The 15,739-nt window shown below is 54.4% G+C and carries 11 protein-coding genes and 1 pseudogene; all 12 read left to right on the top strand.

Features of this window, described 5'->3' with window-relative positions:
* The first annotated feature begins 60 nt into the window (after positions 1-60).
* The 12 genes and pseudogenes from AC6R19_RS10840 (at position 61) to AC6R19_RS10785 (ending at position 15,703) form a co-directional block, all read left to right on the top strand.
* Positions 61-1,308 carry a hypothetical protein gene (locus AC6R19_RS10840; RefSeq protein ID WP_500579839.1) on the top strand — a complete coding sequence of 416 codons (1,248 nt, stop codon included), beginning with the start codon at positions 61-63 and terminating at the stop codon, positions 1,306-1,308.
* 6 nt (positions 1,309-1,314) lie between these two features.
* On the top strand, positions 1,315-1,713 hold the full coding sequence (locus AC6R19_RS10835) for a VOC family protein (RefSeq protein WP_500579838.1): 399 nt from the start codon (positions 1,315-1,317) through the stop codon (positions 1,711-1,713).
* Positions 1,714-1,949: 236 nt separating this feature from the next.
* On the top strand, positions 1,950-2,651 hold the full coding sequence (locus AC6R19_RS10830; RefSeq protein ID WP_500579837.1) for a response regulator transcription factor: 702 nt from the start codon (positions 1,950-1,952) through the stop codon (positions 2,649-2,651).
* Between the two features lie 3 nt (positions 2,652-2,654).
* The gene (locus AC6R19_RS10825) at positions 2,655-4,154 is read left to right on the top strand and encodes a sensor histidine kinase (protein WP_500579836.1); all 1,500 of its coding nucleotides are present in this window, start codon (positions 2,655-2,657) and stop codon (positions 4,152-4,154) included.
* Positions 4,155-4,251: 97 nt separating this feature from the next.
* Positions 4,252-5,889 carry an amino acid adenylation domain-containing protein gene (locus AC6R19_RS10820; RefSeq protein WP_500579835.1) on the top strand — a complete coding sequence of 546 codons (1,638 nt, stop codon included), beginning with the start codon at positions 4,252-4,254 and terminating at the stop codon, positions 5,887-5,889.
* Entirely contained in the window at positions 5,886-7,295 is a 1,410-nt protein-coding gene (locus AC6R19_RS10815; RefSeq protein WP_500579834.1) for an FNR domain-containing protein, read from the top strand. The genes AC6R19_RS10820 and AC6R19_RS10815 overlap by 4 nt, the downstream gene beginning before the upstream one ends.
* Positions 7,296-7,311: 16 nt before the next feature.
* Complete coding sequence (locus AC6R19_RS10810; RefSeq protein ID WP_500579833.1) at positions 7,312-8,079, top strand: enoyl-CoA hydratase-related protein; 768 nt, start codon at positions 7,312-7,314, stop codon at positions 8,077-8,079.
* 374 nt (positions 8,080-8,453) lie between these two features.
* Positions 8,454-9,458 carry a zinc-binding alcohol dehydrogenase family protein gene (locus tag AC6R19_RS10805; protein ID WP_500579832.1) on the top strand — a complete coding sequence of 335 codons (1,005 nt, stop codon included), beginning with the start codon at positions 8,454-8,456 and terminating at the stop codon, positions 9,456-9,458.
* Between the two features lie 648 nt (positions 9,459-10,106).
* Entirely contained in the window at positions 10,107-11,135 is a 1,029-nt protein-coding gene (locus tag AC6R19_RS10800; protein ID WP_500579831.1) for a GGDEF domain-containing protein, read from the top strand.
* Positions 11,136-11,250: 115 nt separating this feature from the next.
* A pseudogene (locus AC6R19_RS10795) lies at positions 11,251-12,196 on the top strand (IS5 family transposase).
* 366 nt (positions 12,197-12,562) lie between these two features.
* Positions 12,563-12,769 (top strand): DUF6229 family protein, encoded by a 207-nt coding sequence (locus tag AC6R19_RS10790; RefSeq protein WP_500579830.1) that lies wholly within the window; start codon positions 12,563-12,565, stop codon positions 12,767-12,769.
* A 75-nt stretch (positions 12,770-12,844) separates the two neighbouring features.
* Entirely contained in the window at positions 12,845-15,703 is a 2,859-nt protein-coding gene (locus AC6R19_RS10785) for a type 2 lanthipeptide synthetase LanM family protein (RefSeq protein ID WP_500579829.1), read from the top strand.
* The last annotated feature ends 36 nt before the right edge of the window (positions 15,704-15,739 follow it).

Here is a 15,739-nt window from a genome sequence, read left to right as displayed (position 1 = left end):
CGTCTGAATAATGGGAATATAAATAAACTAAGAAAGTTGTCTACAATTGAGGGATTTTGTATGGTTTTTATGAGGTGTCATGATGCATTTAGGCTTTTATTACTATCAGTATTGTTAGTAAACACATTTAATGTCAATGCAGCTGAAAAGGCAATTCTCGCTCAGGGAGGTTTTGGGAGTGGTGGTAGGATATCTGTAGTTAGCGATGATTTGGATTTATCGGATAATAAATATGATAATGGAGAAAGCGCTCAAGATAGTATTAGCTCTGTTTATGTTAAACCTGGGCATGAGTTGTTGCTCTGTTCTGCATCAAATCTACGTGGTAGGTGCGGAGTTTATCTAGGTAATGCAGATCAAGCGTTTCAGGAAGTTGATAATATTGAAAAACTGGATAATAAAGCAAGTTCGTACAGATTGTTGAGTCCTAACTCTATTTGGAAGTCTTTTAAGTATCAACCGAATTATCCACATGCTAAATATGCCTCTAAAGTCTTACAGGGAGTAGCATTTGATTCAAAAAATTGGTACTTGATTGATGAATATAATATCTACAAAGTTCCTTTTTCTGATGATCTTTTAAGCTATGAAAGTGAAAAATATAATGTAAATTCAGAAAGAAATGGTTGTAACCATTTAGGAGATGGAGAACACTTTGGTGGCACATTGTTTGTCGCAGTGGAAAAATGTCCGGGAGAGACTGGAAACGGAAGCGACCGTATATTTGCCTACGATGGAGATGAATATAATAACCCTCGGATGGGGATTCTCACCTCTCAGCTAGATGCTCCATGGGTCGCAATCAATCCAGTTAACGGATTGATGTTCTCATCAGATTTCGACAATGTTAATAAGTTGTTTGTTTATGACAGAAACTTTTCTAATGGCGATAATTTAGTACCGCTATACACAGTAGATTTAGATCTAGAACTTAGTAGAGTTCAAGGAGGCGCTTTTTCTCCCGATGGTTTGCTCTACTTATCTGTTGATGATAAGGGTGAACATGGTCGGAATGCTGGTATCCATGTTTACAAAATTAGATCTGATAATACCGCAACAAAAGTTCGATTTATCCATCCCAATGGGTTTGATCCAGATCCAGAAGAGGTCGAAGGAATCACAGTTTTTAATGTGGACGGAAAAGGATTTAAGGGAGGTGACAATTTGCCACTGAAAGGACAAATACATTGGCTTCTATTTCGAGAATTGGCTGGCGGCTTAATATCAAGAAAAAATTATTTTAAGCATGTTAGTGTGGACCATTTTAGTTATCTTAGAACCGATTTAATTATGGTTGTAGTGTCATAGTAAATAATGGAAGCATATACGATGGGCTGTTGCAGTATCATTGACACTGATACCCTGCGTTTCGAGCGCTTTTTGCCGGAGCCGAAAGAGGAAGTCTGGGACTGGCTCGTGAGCGCAGACAAGCGTAGGAGGTGGTTGGCATCCGGCGACGACCTGCAGGGCGCAGGCCAGTACGCTGAACTAATCTTTGACAATTCCAGGCTTTCTGAGGCCGCTGATAGCGGATTGACAGGAGGCTCGGAAGATGTGAATCGATATTACGAGTTCCTCTGTGAAAGTGGAGTAACCATACTGGACAAGCCCGCAGAGTATGACTATACGCCAGGCTATTACGCTGTATTCTTCTCCGACCCAGACGGTATCAAGCTGGAAGTGGTATATGAACCGAGGCTTTCCAGCACTTAGTTTTCAGGTTTTATGAAATTCGATGTATACGGTCAGTTCATTCTGGAAGTAATTCGAGAGCCTCACGCCAGAGTATCCGGCTGTATGCAGCTATCTGTGATGCCGTCATCCTTGGGAAGAAATAGCCGATTTCACGTTGATGTTGTGTGGCGGCATGATAGCCGAGGATACCAGGGGCTGCACGGCGACATAATGGGTAGACAAGAAGCATTTTTTCACCCGAAAACCCGGAACTAATGGCTCGACACATACTAATCATTGAGGACAACCCGAGCATTGGCCAGCTCGTACGCATGCACGTGGAGGACCTGGGCATACGAGCCATCCTCGTGGATCGGGGAGATGTCGGTCTGACCCGCTTCCGGGAGGGAGGTATCGATCTGGTTATCCTGGACCTGATGCTGCCGGGGCTGGATGGGCTCTCGGTGTGCCGCGAGATCCGTTCCAGTACCGATTATGTGCCAGTACTGATGTTGACGGCCAAGGGGACCGAGCTCGACCGGGTGCTGGGGTTGGAGATGGGGGCGGATGACTACCTGACCAAACCCTTCAGCGTTGCGGAGCTCGCGGCACGTATCAAGGCACTTTTCCGGCGGGTGGATGCCATGTTGGCCAGGCCGGAAAAGGACAGCGTCAGCGCGGAAATCCAGTTCCAGGGTCTGTGCATCGACCCTGCCAAACGTCGGGTACAGGTCTATGGCAAGGATGTGGAGCTTACCGCCCGGGAGTTTGAGCTGCTGTGGCATTTTGCCAGCCATCCCGGCCGGGTCTTCAGCCGCGCCCAGTTGCTGGACGCGGTCTGGGGCTATCAGCACGAAGGTTACGAACACACGGTAAACACCAACATCAATCGCTTGCGTAACAAGATCGAACGGGATCCCGCCAGCCCGGCTTTTATCCAGACGGTTTGGGGCGTGGGCTACCGGTTTATGGATTGAACCGTGATTTTACCCAGAACCCTTTATCTCCGCCTGGCGCTGGGGCTATTCCTGCTGCTGGCTGCGGTGGGCATCACCTATTCCTTTATCAGTATTTACTCCCTTAGGCAGTACAACGCATCCCTGGACCAGGAACTGAATCGCGATCTGGCCAAAAACCTGGTGGCGGACCGCAACCTGGTGGATAAGGGGCGCCTCGATCAAAAGGCCCTCAAGGGACTGTTTGAGATGTACATGACCATCAACCCCAGCATTGAGATCTATCTGCTGGATATGGATGGCACTATTCTTTCCTATTCTGCAGAGCCGGACAGAATCAAGCGCAAGCGGGTCTCCCTGGAGCCGATCCGTAAACTGCTGGCGGATATGAGCGAGTACCCCGTGCTCGGCGATGACCCTCGCAGTCACGACCGCCGCAAGGTTTTCTCCGTGACCCAGGTGCCTTCGGCCGAAAACCCGGAAGGCTATCTCTATGTGGTGCTGCGGGGCGAGGAATACGATCTGGCGGAAGCCATAGCCCGCAGTAGCCATTACATAGAAATGAGTACCTGGGCAGTGATTACCAGCCTGTTGGTGGGCATGGTTGCCGGGCTGGCGGTGTTCCGCCTGCTGACCCGGCGGCTGACCCGCCTGACGCGACATGTCGAGGCCTTTGAAAACAGCGGCATGACCCGGCCGCCCCGTGCCATGCAGTTGCGGGCAGACAGTGACGAGATCGACTATCTGGCGGTGCGATTTGACCAGATGGCAGGGCGGATTGCCACCCAGATAGAACAGCTGCGCGAAAAGGACACCCAACGCCGTCAGCTGGTCGCCCAGGTGTCCCATGACCTGAGAACACCGCTGGCCTCCATGCAAGGGTATATTGAGGCGCTGCAATTGAAGCGCGAAAGCCTCAGCGCTACCGAGCGAGATGCCTTTCTAGATATCGCCTTGCAGGAGGGGCGCCGTCTCGGCCGGCTGGTGGACGAACTGTTTGAGTTGGCGGCCCTGGATGCCCGCGAGAAAGTCCCGCAGCTCGAGTCATTCGTCCTGGCGGAACTGGTCCACGATATTGCCCAGAAGCACGCGCCGGAAGCGGGCAGGAAGGGGGTGGCGCTGAAAGTGAACGGCAAGCCCTCAAACCCGATGGCCTGTGCCGACCTGGCCATGACCGAGCGGGTGCTGGACAACCTGCTTAGCAATGCGATCGCATACGCCCCCGCCAACAGCGAGGTCGAGCTGGTAATCGCGGGCGACGAGCATCTGCTGGAAGTTAGTGTTCGCGATGCCGGGCCAGGTATTCCCGAACAGGACCTTGTACACATCTTCGAGCCCTTCTACCGGGGGGGCCATATCGAATCAGATGCTCAGGCGTCCAGCCATGCCGGGCTCGGACTGGCCATCGCGCAACGCATGATGACATTGCAGCAGGGAAGAATCTGTGTTGCCAACCGCGCCCCCCAGGGTGCGGAGTTCATCATCAGCCTGCCTGCAGCCGAAGTACAGAGCGCAAGCCGGTAAATGTGCTCCTGTTATCAAATTGTAAGAATTTGCGGAAATCTTCGTGATATTCCCCTCGTAGAGTGGAGGCCGAGACTGCTGCCATGGAGTAAACCTTGTGAAGCGCATCTTGGAAAACGACCTCCCTGCCGTTTGTTTTGCCAAATCATCCAGATCTTTTGAATCCGATGCACCGCCCATCCGTCGAGAAGTCTTAGGTAATCTCTCAGCAGAGGACCGGCGACGCTTTATCGACTTCGGCCTCGGCCCGGTGGAGCGGCCGGGCGATACCAGAATTCACCATTGCGTGGAGCGCTGGGCACAGCGGCAACCGGAGGCTGTTGCCGTTGACCATCAGGGCGCAACGTTGACCTACGGCGAACTGGAGCAATGCGCTAATGCCCTGGCCGTGCGACTGCTGCAGGCGGGTGTCAGTGCCGGCAGTCATGTCGGCCTGTTCGTGCAGCGCTCTATCGAGATGGTGGTCGCCATGCTGGCCGTTACCAGACTGGGCGCGGCCTATGTCCCGCAGGACGCCCGCCAGGCACCGAAAGCCCAACTCGAGCATGTCATTCAGGATGCCGGTATCCAGGTGGTACTGACGCTGAGCCACCTGCGGAACCGTTTACCAGACTTGGGGGGGCGTCTCTACCTGTGCCTCGACGAATGCCTGGAAAGGGCAACGGTCGCCGCGTCTGCGCCACTGCCAATCACGGCCAGCAACGCAGGCGACCCCAACTGCTTCGTGCTCTACACCTCCGGCACCACGGGCAAGCCGAATGGCGTGCAGGTGACCCATAAAAATTTGTGCAACATCCTGTTGACCCGACCCGGCAATCTCGGTATCCGGCCCGGATGGAAGGTGGCGCAGATGATGAACATCGGTTTTGATATGGCGGCCTGGGAAATCTGGGGCTGTCTGGCGCACGGCGGTACATTGGTATTACGCGGCTCGGATTTCGAAGCCGCGGCGCAGCACTGCCAGGTGCTTATCGCCACGCCATCGATACTGTCCCGCATAGACCCGTACCGTTGCCCGGAGGTAAGGGTTGTCGCTGTCGCCGGTGAACCCTGCCCGAAGCCTCTGGCCCTGCGCTGGGCCCGGCAGTGTACCTTCTACAATTCCTGCGGGCCCACCGAGACCACCATCGTCAACACGATGAAACGTGTTGACGGAGACCAAGGCCCGCTCACCATCGGTCGGCCGACCCCCAACAACACCGTCTATGTGCTGAATGAACACGGTGAGCCCTGTGCCATCGGCGAAGTCGGTGAAATGTGGGCCGGGGGCGCCTGCGTCACTGCAGGCTACCTCAACAATCCCGAACTCAATGCGGACCGCTACCGCCCCGACCCCTTCCTCGGTCGTGGCAAGATGTTCCGCACGCGGGATCTGGGCCGCTGGACGGAATCCGGCGAGCTGGAGCACCTGGGGCGCACTGACGACCAGGTGAAAATCAAGGGCTTCCGGGTGGAGCTGGACGCTGTCTCCAGCGCCCTGGAAGGCACGCTGGGATGTACGAAGGCCGTGACGCTCAAGCTCGACAGCGAGACCCTGGTCGCCTTCGTCTGCCCGGCAGGGGTGGACGCCGATCTGGCCCGACAACAGGTCGCCCAACACCTTCCGTACTACTGCGTGCCCGCCCGGCTGTTCCCGGTGGATGTCCTGTCCACGACGAGTCGTGGCAAGGTCGACAAACGGCAACTGCTCGAACAGGCTCGCGACGCATACGGGGCAGGGGAGGTGCTGTCATGACCACAGCGGCTCGTCTCACCGAGGTCTGCCCGGCGCATGGTAAAGCAGCTATTGAGCTGTGCGAGGATGACGGGGCGCGGCAGGATGAGGTCACACTGCCCCCGCCACTGTCCTGGTGGCGGCGCATCGGCAAACATCCCTATTTCATGCATTACCACCGGCTGTTTGCGTTGGTGTGCCTGGTGAACTTCGGGGTGCTGGTGTCGATGGTGCAGCAGGGTACTTGGTCGCTGGCGAATCCGGCTCTACTGCCGCAGCTGTCCAGCCTGGTGCTCGGCAATTTCTCCGTCGCCATCCTGGTTCGACAGCAGTACGTGATCAACCTCCTATTCTGGCTCGCCACTCGTGCGCCGACCTCCTGGCCGTTGAAGATTCGCCAGACGCTGGGCAAGGTCTATCACTTCGGTGGATTGCACAGTGGCTGTGCTACCGCTGGCTCTCTCTGGTTCGCTGCCTATGCCGTGGTGTTCGCGCTCGGGTTCGCGGAACGGCAAGTCAGGGCACCCGATGCGGCACTGGTGATCAACGGTGCAATGGCCGGTTTGATGGCGCTGATGCTGGCTTCCGCCTTTCCGCCGATACGGGCCCGTTTCCACAACGTTTTCGAGGCGATTCACCGTTTTGCCGGCTGGAGTTTGCTGGCGCTGTTCTGGATGCAATCCCTGGTGCTGACCCACGCTCAGGCCCCGGCGGGTGAAACGCTGAGCACTTGGCTGCAAACGCCCGGCCCCTGGGTGCTGGCGGTGCTGACTTTAAGCGTCGCACTGCCCTGGATGCGGTTGCGCAGGGTGCCGGTACAAATCGAGAAGCCCTCGAACCATGCCACCCTGGTGCGCTTCGATCACGGTGTCACGCCATTCGCCGGCTCCTCCACGCCTCTCAGCCGCAGCCCCTTGCTGGAATGGCATTCCTTCGCCAACGCGCCGTCGCCGGGTGAACCCGGTTTCAGGCTTGTCATCTCCCGCGCCGGCGACTGGACCGGGCAATTCATCGACGACTGCCCCGGCCACGTCTGGGTGCGAGGCATCCCCACGGCGGGGGTTGGCAACATTGATCAGCTGTTCAGGCGGGTTGTTTGGGTCGCCACCGGCAGCGGCATAGGCCCCTGTCTACCGCACCTGCTGGCGCAGGAAGTGCCGGCGCGCCTGGTCTGGTCCACGCGAAGCCCGCGCGAGACCTATGGCGACGACTTGGTCGCCGAAATCCTGACTGTGCAGCCGGAAGCCTTGATTTGGAATACCGAACATCTGGGCAAGCCGGATATGGTCAAACTCGCCTACCGCGCCTACCGGGAATTCGACGCCGAAGCCGTAATCTGCATTTCCAACAAGAAACTCACCTGGCAGGTGGTACACGGCCTCGAACGCCTCGGCATTCCCGCCTACGGCGCCATCTGGGATTCATAAAAAAGGAGACGATATTGTGATTGAACTGGAACATCGAGGCCGGGTCGTCCTCATCCGGCTGAATCGCCCCGAAGCCCGCAATGCCCTGAATAGCGCCCTGATGGAAGCGCTGGCCGAGGCCCTTGTTCCCCTCGACCGGGATCCGGAGGTCGGCTGCTTTGTCCTGACCGGCCGGGACAACTACTTTGCCGCCGGCGCGGATATCAAGGAAATGCGCGAGTTCAGCGTACCCGAGCTGATGCGTGTAGACTTCTTCGCAGGTTGGGAGGCCTTCGCCAACCTGCGCACACCCAAGATTGCCGCCGTCAACGGCTACACCCTGGGTGGCGGCTGCGAACTGGCGATGATGTGCGACCTGATTCTCGCCGCCGACAGCGCCCGTTTCGGCCAACCGGAAATCACCCTGGGCGTTATGCCCGGCATGGGCGGCACCCAGCGCCTCACGCACCTGATCGGCAAGGCCAAGGCGATGGACATGATTCTTACCGGCGAGCCGATAAGTGCCCGGGAGGCGGAGCGGGCCGGATTGGTCTCCCGGGTGTTCAGCGATGGGGCTCTGCTGCCGGAAAGTATGGCTATAGCTCAAACTATTGCGAGCTACGGCAAAACCGCCGTCCAGGCCGCGCGCGAGGCGGTGAATCGAGCGCTGCAAACAAGTCTCCAGGAAGGCCTGCTGTTCGAACGCCGTGCGTTCCACACCCTGTTCGCCACGCCCGACCAGCGGGAAGGTATGGATGCTTTTATAGAGAAGCGACCGGCGGTGTTTAACCGGAGTTGCGGCTGAAATGACCGAAATGTCCTATTCCTGTCCCGGATGACAGAGAGCTTTCCCCTGAGATTGTGTAATAGTAGCCTCACTCTCTCACAGGGTGTGCAAATGCCACGCATCTCCCGGTCGGGAGGTGCGTGGCAAATTTTATTGCCTGAATTTGTATAAGCATACAGCGTATGACTATACACCGGGCTGTTACGCAGCGTTCTTTTCCAATCCCGACGTTATGAAGCTTGGGGTAGTTAGTAAACCGAAGCTTACTTAGAAGCTGTTTCATGGTTTTCTCCGCGTGATTAGCACGCATGCGATATAATCAGAACCATATATGGTCGTGGCATGTATGGTCGTGGCATGTCGCATTGAACACGCAAAAGGTAACAAACGCTATGCAAGCCGTTGGATACTCTAAAAGCCTTCCGGTCACTCACCCGGAAGCGCTGAATGATCTGGACATTCAGGACCCGGTTCCGGGGCCGCACGATCTCCTGGTCAGAGTGATGGCTGTATCCGTAAACCCCGTCGATATAAAGACCCGGCTTTCCCAGTCGAGCACGATGGATCAACCGAGAATTCTCGGCTGGGATGCCAGTGGTGAGGTTGTGGCGACAGGCAAGGATGTCAGCCGATTCAAACCAGCTGATCAGATCTGGTATGCAGGCCAGATTGACCGCCCGGGCAGCAATGCTGAATTCCAGTGTGTGGACGAGCGTATCGTATCGCTAAAACCGCGGAAGCTGGACCACATACAGGCGGCCGCGCTACCCCTGACCGGCCTTACCGCTTGGGAATGCCTGTTTGATCGACTGGGCTATGATGAAATTCCCTCTGCGAACAATGAAGCAACGCCGCTGTTGTTGATCAACGGCGCAGGGGGGCTGGGGTCGATGGTGCTACAGTTGTGCAAGCTTGCCAAGATCCCCGTCACCGCTACGGCTGGAAGAGCGGAAAGCCGTGACTGGTGCAGAAGTATGGGTGCATCGGAAGTGCTGGAGCATGCGGCACTCAGTGAACTTGAAGATGGCATGTTCCCCCGTATTCTCTGTGCACATGATACAGATAGTTATTTTGCGGAAATGGCCCGTTTGGTCGCACCCCAGGGCCTGGTTTGCGCCGTGGCAAGCGCGAAAAGGCCGCATGATATTCAGCCTCTCATGGCCAAGAGTGCGGGCTTTGTCTGGGAGCTCATGTTTACCCGTAGCCTGTTCCAGACGCCGGATATGCACAGGCAGGGTGAGATACTGCATCGCATTGCCGAGCATGTTGATCAAGGTGCTTTGGAAACAACGCTGACCAAGACTTTGCACGGTATGAATGCTGCAACGTTCATTGCAGCCCACCAGTTGCTTGAGAATGGCAATATGATCGGGAAGCTGGTGGTCTCTTACGATTAACCGTGAGAACTGCCAGCAGGGAGAATCGTAAACCACAGTCCACCTTCATGGGCTGATATGCTCAGGCTACTTCGCCGATTGGGAGGTCGTCTCCAAGCTGCGCAAGCTCCAAGATCACTGGCGCCAACGGCTACGCTCCGGGTTGTGGTGCGAACTGGCGTTGGTGTGCGATCTAACCTTCGATGCCGGCTTGGCTCGGTTTGGTCAGCTTGAAATTGCCTGCCTGGTTAGCGGGAGGGAATTGACACTTTTATCGAGAAACAGCCGGTGGTGTTTAACGTGGCTAAGACCGAGAATGACCGGAGTGGCCCGTTCCTGTCCCGGATGACAGAGAATCCTCCCTGAGTCTGTGTAATAGTAATGTCACTCTCTCACAGGGTGTGCAAGTACCACACATCTTCCGGTAGGGAGGTGTGTTGGCAAGCTCTATTACCTGAAAATCTGTTAGGCGCCAGTTTGTCTGTTGAGGTTTTCAAAGTCACCACTAGATCTCTCCGGACTTTGATGATATGCCCACTCAGTTGACTTTCTTGCTTGATGCGATCAATTACTCGCCATATATACCTCCATTATAAATTTGATCCAAAAAAAATCGAGAATGCTGTTTAAGCCTTGGTCTATAGGCTCGTCATACTCAAAGGGGGTAAAGTGAAGTTTGGGCAAACTCCGGAAGAGATAGAGAACGAGCGAAAGAGGCTTCTGATATACGCTTTCGCGGGAATTGGAAGCATATTTTTGTGTGTCTTTGGAGTTCTGTCGATCACAAGCGATCGCCTAGTTCTAGGGAGTGTTCTTTTCCTGTGTCTTGGGGTCGTATTCATACTAACTCAAATTGCTAGAAAACTAGATAAAGTGCAGCCTGTCAGCCTTTTCCTGGCTCTGTTTTTGCTTGCCCTGGCCTCATTTCTTCTGTTAAGTGGCGGCGCCGAAGGTACTGGAGTCTACTGGTCTTACTCGATATCAATGCTTATGATCTTGGTAGTCGGTCCTAAGGCGGGAAGTATCTACATGGGGTTGTATATACTGATTAACTCCATTTTTATTTTTGGACCATTCTCGTTCACTTATGATTACTCCTATTTAGAATCGACTAGGATTATAGTTGCGTCAATTACACTTTATGTGTTGGTCCTGGCAAGCGAATGGATTCGCGTCGGCTCTTACAGCGCTATCTCCAGAGCGTCAGAGAGCCACCGAAATCTGGCTAGTACTGATCCGTTAACCAAGCTATTAAACCGGCACGGAGTGCAGTCGACCCTTAAAGAAAAGAAAATGTTACAGCCGGCAGTTTTGATTCTCCTGGATATCGATAATTTCAAACAAATTAATGATTGCTACGGCCATGATTTTGGCGACTTGGTGCTCGTGAAGCTGTCAGAGATTTTGATAAATCATACGAAAGGTGGTGATATCAATGCAAGATGGGGAGGGGAAGAGTTCTTGCTTATTCTTTTTGAGGCAAAATTGGATTCATCACAAATTCTTTTAAATAAAATCAAGGATGATTTTAAAAAATATCCATTCAAGTGTAATGATGCAGTTGTTTCTGTGACATTCAGTGCCGGTATCTCTATTCTGTATAGTAAGTCAAGCTTTGAGTGCTCGGTAAAGCTAGCAGATCAGCGTTTGTACAATGCAAAACGCTCAGGAAGAGACCGGGTTGTGGCTTATGGGTGAACGTATTTTTTTGCGTTGGGACTCTTCCTGCTGAAAGATTTTTACTTAGGGAACCTCTGAAAAAGTGCTCTACTTTGGCATAATTTACATTTTTTCACTATACACGAATTCAATCATTAGCCAACTGACCTTCGCCGAAGCCGAATACGCCATCAAAAAGCGTAAAACACGGCGCGAGCTATTCGTGGAGAAAGTGGATCAGTTGTTGCCGTGGAGACAGCTGGCGTCATCCGTCGTCAAGTATTATGTCCGTAGCGGCGTGGGCCGGCCACCATATTCGCTGCCCGCCATATTGCGTATCCACATTATGTAGTTGGTCTACAACTTGAGCGATCCCGTCATGGAAGACGCTCTGTATGAAATTGAGTCGATGCGCCGCTTTGCCGGTATTCGACTAGATCGGGCGCCCGATGAGACAACGATCCTGAACTTCCGTCACCTTCTTGAAGAGCACCAGCTTGGCAAGAAACTGTTTAATAAGATCAGCAAGCACTTAGACCGGCACGGTCTGATTTTGCGGGAAGGCAGTATTGTGGATGCCACCATCATTTCAGCCCCGGGTTCGACAAAGAACAAGGACGGTGAGCGTGACCCAGAAATGCACCAGACAAAGAAGGGTAACGAATGACACTTTGGCATGAAGATGCACATTGGCATAGATGAGTCTCTCGCCCTGATTCATAGTATTGAAACCACACCAGACAACGAGCAGGATCTGAATGTGGCGGACAAGCTACTTCACGGTGAAGAAAGGCGTGTCTGGGCCGATGCGGGCTACAGAGGTGCGGAAAACCGTGAGGCGCTCTCTTCAAGGAATCTGGATTGGCGCGTTGCGATGCGGCCCGGCAAGCGAAAGCAGCTCAATCTCGCAGACGTTGAAACGAGCCGAAAAGATCAAGGCAAGCGTGCGCGCGAAGGTGGAGCATGTATTCTTCTATATCAAGCGCATGTTCGGTTACAGCAAGATTCGCTATCGAGGCTTGGCAAAGAACACTAACCGGTTATATGTACTGGCCGATCTGTCGAACCTGCTGCGTAGTCAAAAATATCTGCTGGCCTAGGGACAGTTCGCCTGGAATATGCTGAAAGGAATATTTTAGGCGAAAAAATAAACAGTTTACAGGGCTGCTTTGGTCCAATGTTAGGCCTGCACAAGAAAATACTGATGATGCCGCAGCGATTGGCGAGCTATTCAGAGGTTCCTTAGATTCTTTTGGCCCTCTAATGGCAGAAATGTCCCGTATGCAGGATATTCTATAATTATATAATGCACTTCTGGCACGGCAATAACTAATATTGTCTAGCCAGGAGAAGTTAGTACCGAAGAGTCGCGAGGTACAAATTGCTCCGCTGTGTAGGGGTAGTTGGCGAACGGCAAAGCATTTTTACCTCGCCGAAACTAAGAGCGATAAGAGGAAAGATCTGTTATGCAAAATCTTGAAATGACACGAGTTGCGGAAGCTTGGCGAACCGGCGTGAATATTCCGGAAGGGGCCGAGAGTCCTGCTGGGCCGCTCTTCCTGCGGGACCTCACGATCCCGCAGGGGGTTGATATCGCTGCTAAAACTACGCCTACGGCGTGGGATTGCTCGGGAAGCTGCCCGACCACTTTCGCCCCGGCCAATTTCGCTTAGTAAGACCGGGCGCGCGGCCGTTCTGCGTTTTGGCAGTTACGGTCGTGCGTCTGACGTTACAGAGGAGCCACGATAATGCCGTCAAACATAGGGGGGGCGCAGAGCTTTCTCGCGGTTTTCAAACCAAAGATACTGGAGGCTTGCAACTGCGTCTCAGTCGGATTGCGCCATCGCGCCAAACTACTCTCCTCGTCTGAACATCAAATCCTCGTCTCGGCATTCGAGAAGTCGATGGGCGTAACGTTGCACCAGAAACTGAGTCGATTGCTGCTCGTAGAACTCAACATCGCTCGCTTGCACGGTGCTCTGACGGCAGGTACCTCGGCCGATCGGTGGTCGGAATTTCTTGAAATTGCAGCCAAAGACGAGTTCTGGAGCGGTCTGTGCGTACAGTACCCCGCAATGGAGTGGCGGCTGGGCAGACTCATTGAATACCGAGTTGAGGCTGCAGTCGAACTCGGCCATCGACTTGCTTCTGATCGCGAGTGCAACGTCTTCGCAGGTCTTATAGAGGACGCTCAACTCACTGGCCTAAGCTTCGGCTGGGGCGACAGCCATCGCGGTGGTAGAACTGTCGCTCGCCTGGATTTCCTCGGCGGCACTCTTTGGTATAAGCCGCGTCCGCTGAAAGTCGATGCGGCACTGCGGGAATTCCTTGATGACTTGAGTTCCGGCTTAGCTGGTGCGGAGTTCGCCGTTCCTCGTGTCATTGATCGTGTTGAGTATGGTTGGGCCGAGCATGCGGAACACAGACACCCCGCAAACGAGAGCGAGGAACGGAGATACTACCGCGCTATCGGATCAATGCAAGCCGTTATGCAATTATTGGGAGCTACCGATCTCCACTACGAGAACGTTATCTCTTGCGGGCCGGTCCCGACAATAATCGACTGCGAAACACTTTTTACACCAATACCCTCCAACGCTCATGGGAGTATAGTCCTCGGAAAGGCAGTCTCGCTCGCCCAAAGCACAGTTCGGTCAGTCATGAGCACAGGCCTGTTGCCGAGCCGTTCCTGGCTGGATGGGACTGACCTGTCTGCTGTCGGTGCCCTACCAGCTGAGCAGCCTCTAGTAGAGGCTCCAGTGGTCGATGCACTAGGTACAGATCATGCGCGACTGAAGTTAGATCGGCTGCCTACCCAGGCGGCCAGTCAGCAATCAAGCTCGTCTCGACGACCAGATCGGTACTGGAGCGATCTAGTCGCGGGGTACAGAGCAGGGTTGGACAACTTGGCGGCTTTAGACCAATCGGGTCGTCTGACCGTTGCCCTCAGGCGCTTTTCCGGCTGCCCAGTCCGCTTGGTTCCTCGGGAAACCCAGACATATGGAGAGTTGTCGCGGGCACTCTGGCATCCAATCGGCCTATGTAACCAGGAATTCGTGGTCGATAAAGTCCGCGAAGTGCTACGCGAGCAAAGTCACAGGAATCCATGGTTGTATCAAGACAGTGTCGACGTATTCGATGCGGAGATCGACGATTTGCTGGTCGGCGATATCCCTACGTTCGCCTTCACGCCTGACGAAGGCTTGGTTACTGGACCATCTGGCATATTCTGCGCCGACCTTGGAAACCAGATCTCCGCGACTATCGACCGCTGGCAAAGCAGCGATCACCAGCTTGCTTCTCTGGTCGTAGAGATGTCCTTGTCCAACGCATACATGGGCCCTCGCAGCGAATTACTTGGCCGAAGCGCAGAACCAACGGATGCAATTAGCCGGGAACTGCAGATGGAAACTGTTCGAAACCTGGCACGCCAGCTGTGCGACATGGCAATCCTGGGGGACGACGGTACTGCCACATGGATCGGTACCGTGGTGGAGCAATACGCCAGCGGTACGTCCGGAAGAACAGTCACGACTTTGCCGGCGACCTTGTACGACGGTATAGCCGGCATAGCAGTAGCACTGGCGGCCTTTGCACACGCAGCACACTCGAGCGAGGCCGACTCGTTGCCGCAATTGCCGCTAGTGCTGGATGGAGCAGTATCAACCTTGCTTCATGCACTTCGGAACCCGGATGCTGTTCCGAACTCTAATCAGCTAGGCGCCTACACTGGTAACGCATCGCTTGTGTGGGCGGGCCTTCTGCTGCATCGCTTGGGGCACAAGGATGGATTGACGCTGGCGAGAAGCGCAGCCAATAGGATAGGGCCGAATCTCCATGGTGATTCAGATTTTGACCTTATGTCCGGCGCGGCGGGGGTAATAGTGCCGCTGATCACATTGGCCGAACGCGTTGGCGATACGACCTTTCTCGGATTGGCGGCAAGCGCGGGTGAGTATCTAGCAGAGCATGCTATTGCCGCCGACCTCGGCGTACATTGGCCGTCCCATGAGCCCGCTAATGGGCTGGGTGGATTCGCGCACGGCGTGGCGGGAATTGGATGGGCGCTAGCGCGGCTAGGCCTGGCAACCGGTGAGCAACGCTGGACAGATCTAGCGGGCAGGGCGTTCGACTTCCAAGAAACCATGTACGACACTGAACGTGGTGCGTGGTTCGAGGCGAATGATTCAACAAGGTCAAGCTTTCCCGTGACCTGGTGCCGCGGCAGTGTAGGAATCGGCCTAGCTGCTGTCGATCTTTACAGACGTACCGGCAATTATGATCACTTGGATCGCGCCCAGCGTGCTGCCACTCACGTACGTATCGAGGGACTCGGCCTAGGGCAACCACTTTGCCACGGGGATCTTAGTGCTTGGGAATTCATGGAGTCCGTCGCCGCGTTTATGGATCCAACCGAAGGGTGGGCATGCGAAGTCGATCGATTCCGAGCTAAAGCGCTTGGTGGCGCAGAGGCGTTGTCGCGAAGCTCCTGCCAAACTCTGGCCCCCCCACCCGGGTTGATGACCGGTATTAGCGGATCTCTGTATCAGATGTTGAGAATGTTTCCCAGGTCAATCCTTCCGTCGGTACTCCTGTTGGAGATCTGATGTCCACTGGACGAGCACTGCAGTAACTGCTACCCG

This window comes from Microbulbifer sp. SE14 (genome assembly GCF_059834885.1).
This window is presented reverse-complemented; position numbering and strand designations above follow the sequence as displayed.

Excerpts from the sequence above, each read along its gene's own strand:
- AC6R19_RS10840 (WP_500579839.1), top strand. The coding sequence starts at position 61 with ATGGTTTTTATGAGGTGTCATGATGCATTTAGGCTTTTATTACTATCA.
- AC6R19_RS10830 (WP_500579837.1), top strand. The coding sequence starts at position 1,950 with ATGGCTCGACACATACTAATCATTGAGGACAACCCGAGCATTGGCCAG.
- AC6R19_RS10790 (WP_500579830.1), top strand. The coding sequence starts at position 12,563 with ATGCAAAATCTTGAAATGACACGAGTTGCGGAAGCTTGGCGAACCGGC.
- AC6R19_RS10805 (WP_500579832.1), top strand. The coding sequence starts at position 8,454 with ATGCAAGCCGTTGGATACTCTAAAAGCCTTCCGGTCACTCACCCGGAA.
- AC6R19_RS10785 (WP_500579829.1), top strand. The coding sequence starts at position 12,845 with ATGCCGTCAAACATAGGGGGGGCGCAGAGCTTTCTCGCGGTTTTCAAA.
- AC6R19_RS10815 (WP_500579834.1), top strand. The coding sequence starts at position 5,886 with ATGACCACAGCGGCTCGTCTCACCGAGGTCTGCCCGGCGCATGGTAAA.
- AC6R19_RS10835 (WP_500579838.1), top strand. The coding sequence starts at position 1,315 with ATGGAAGCATATACGATGGGCTGTTGCAGTATCATTGACACTGATACC.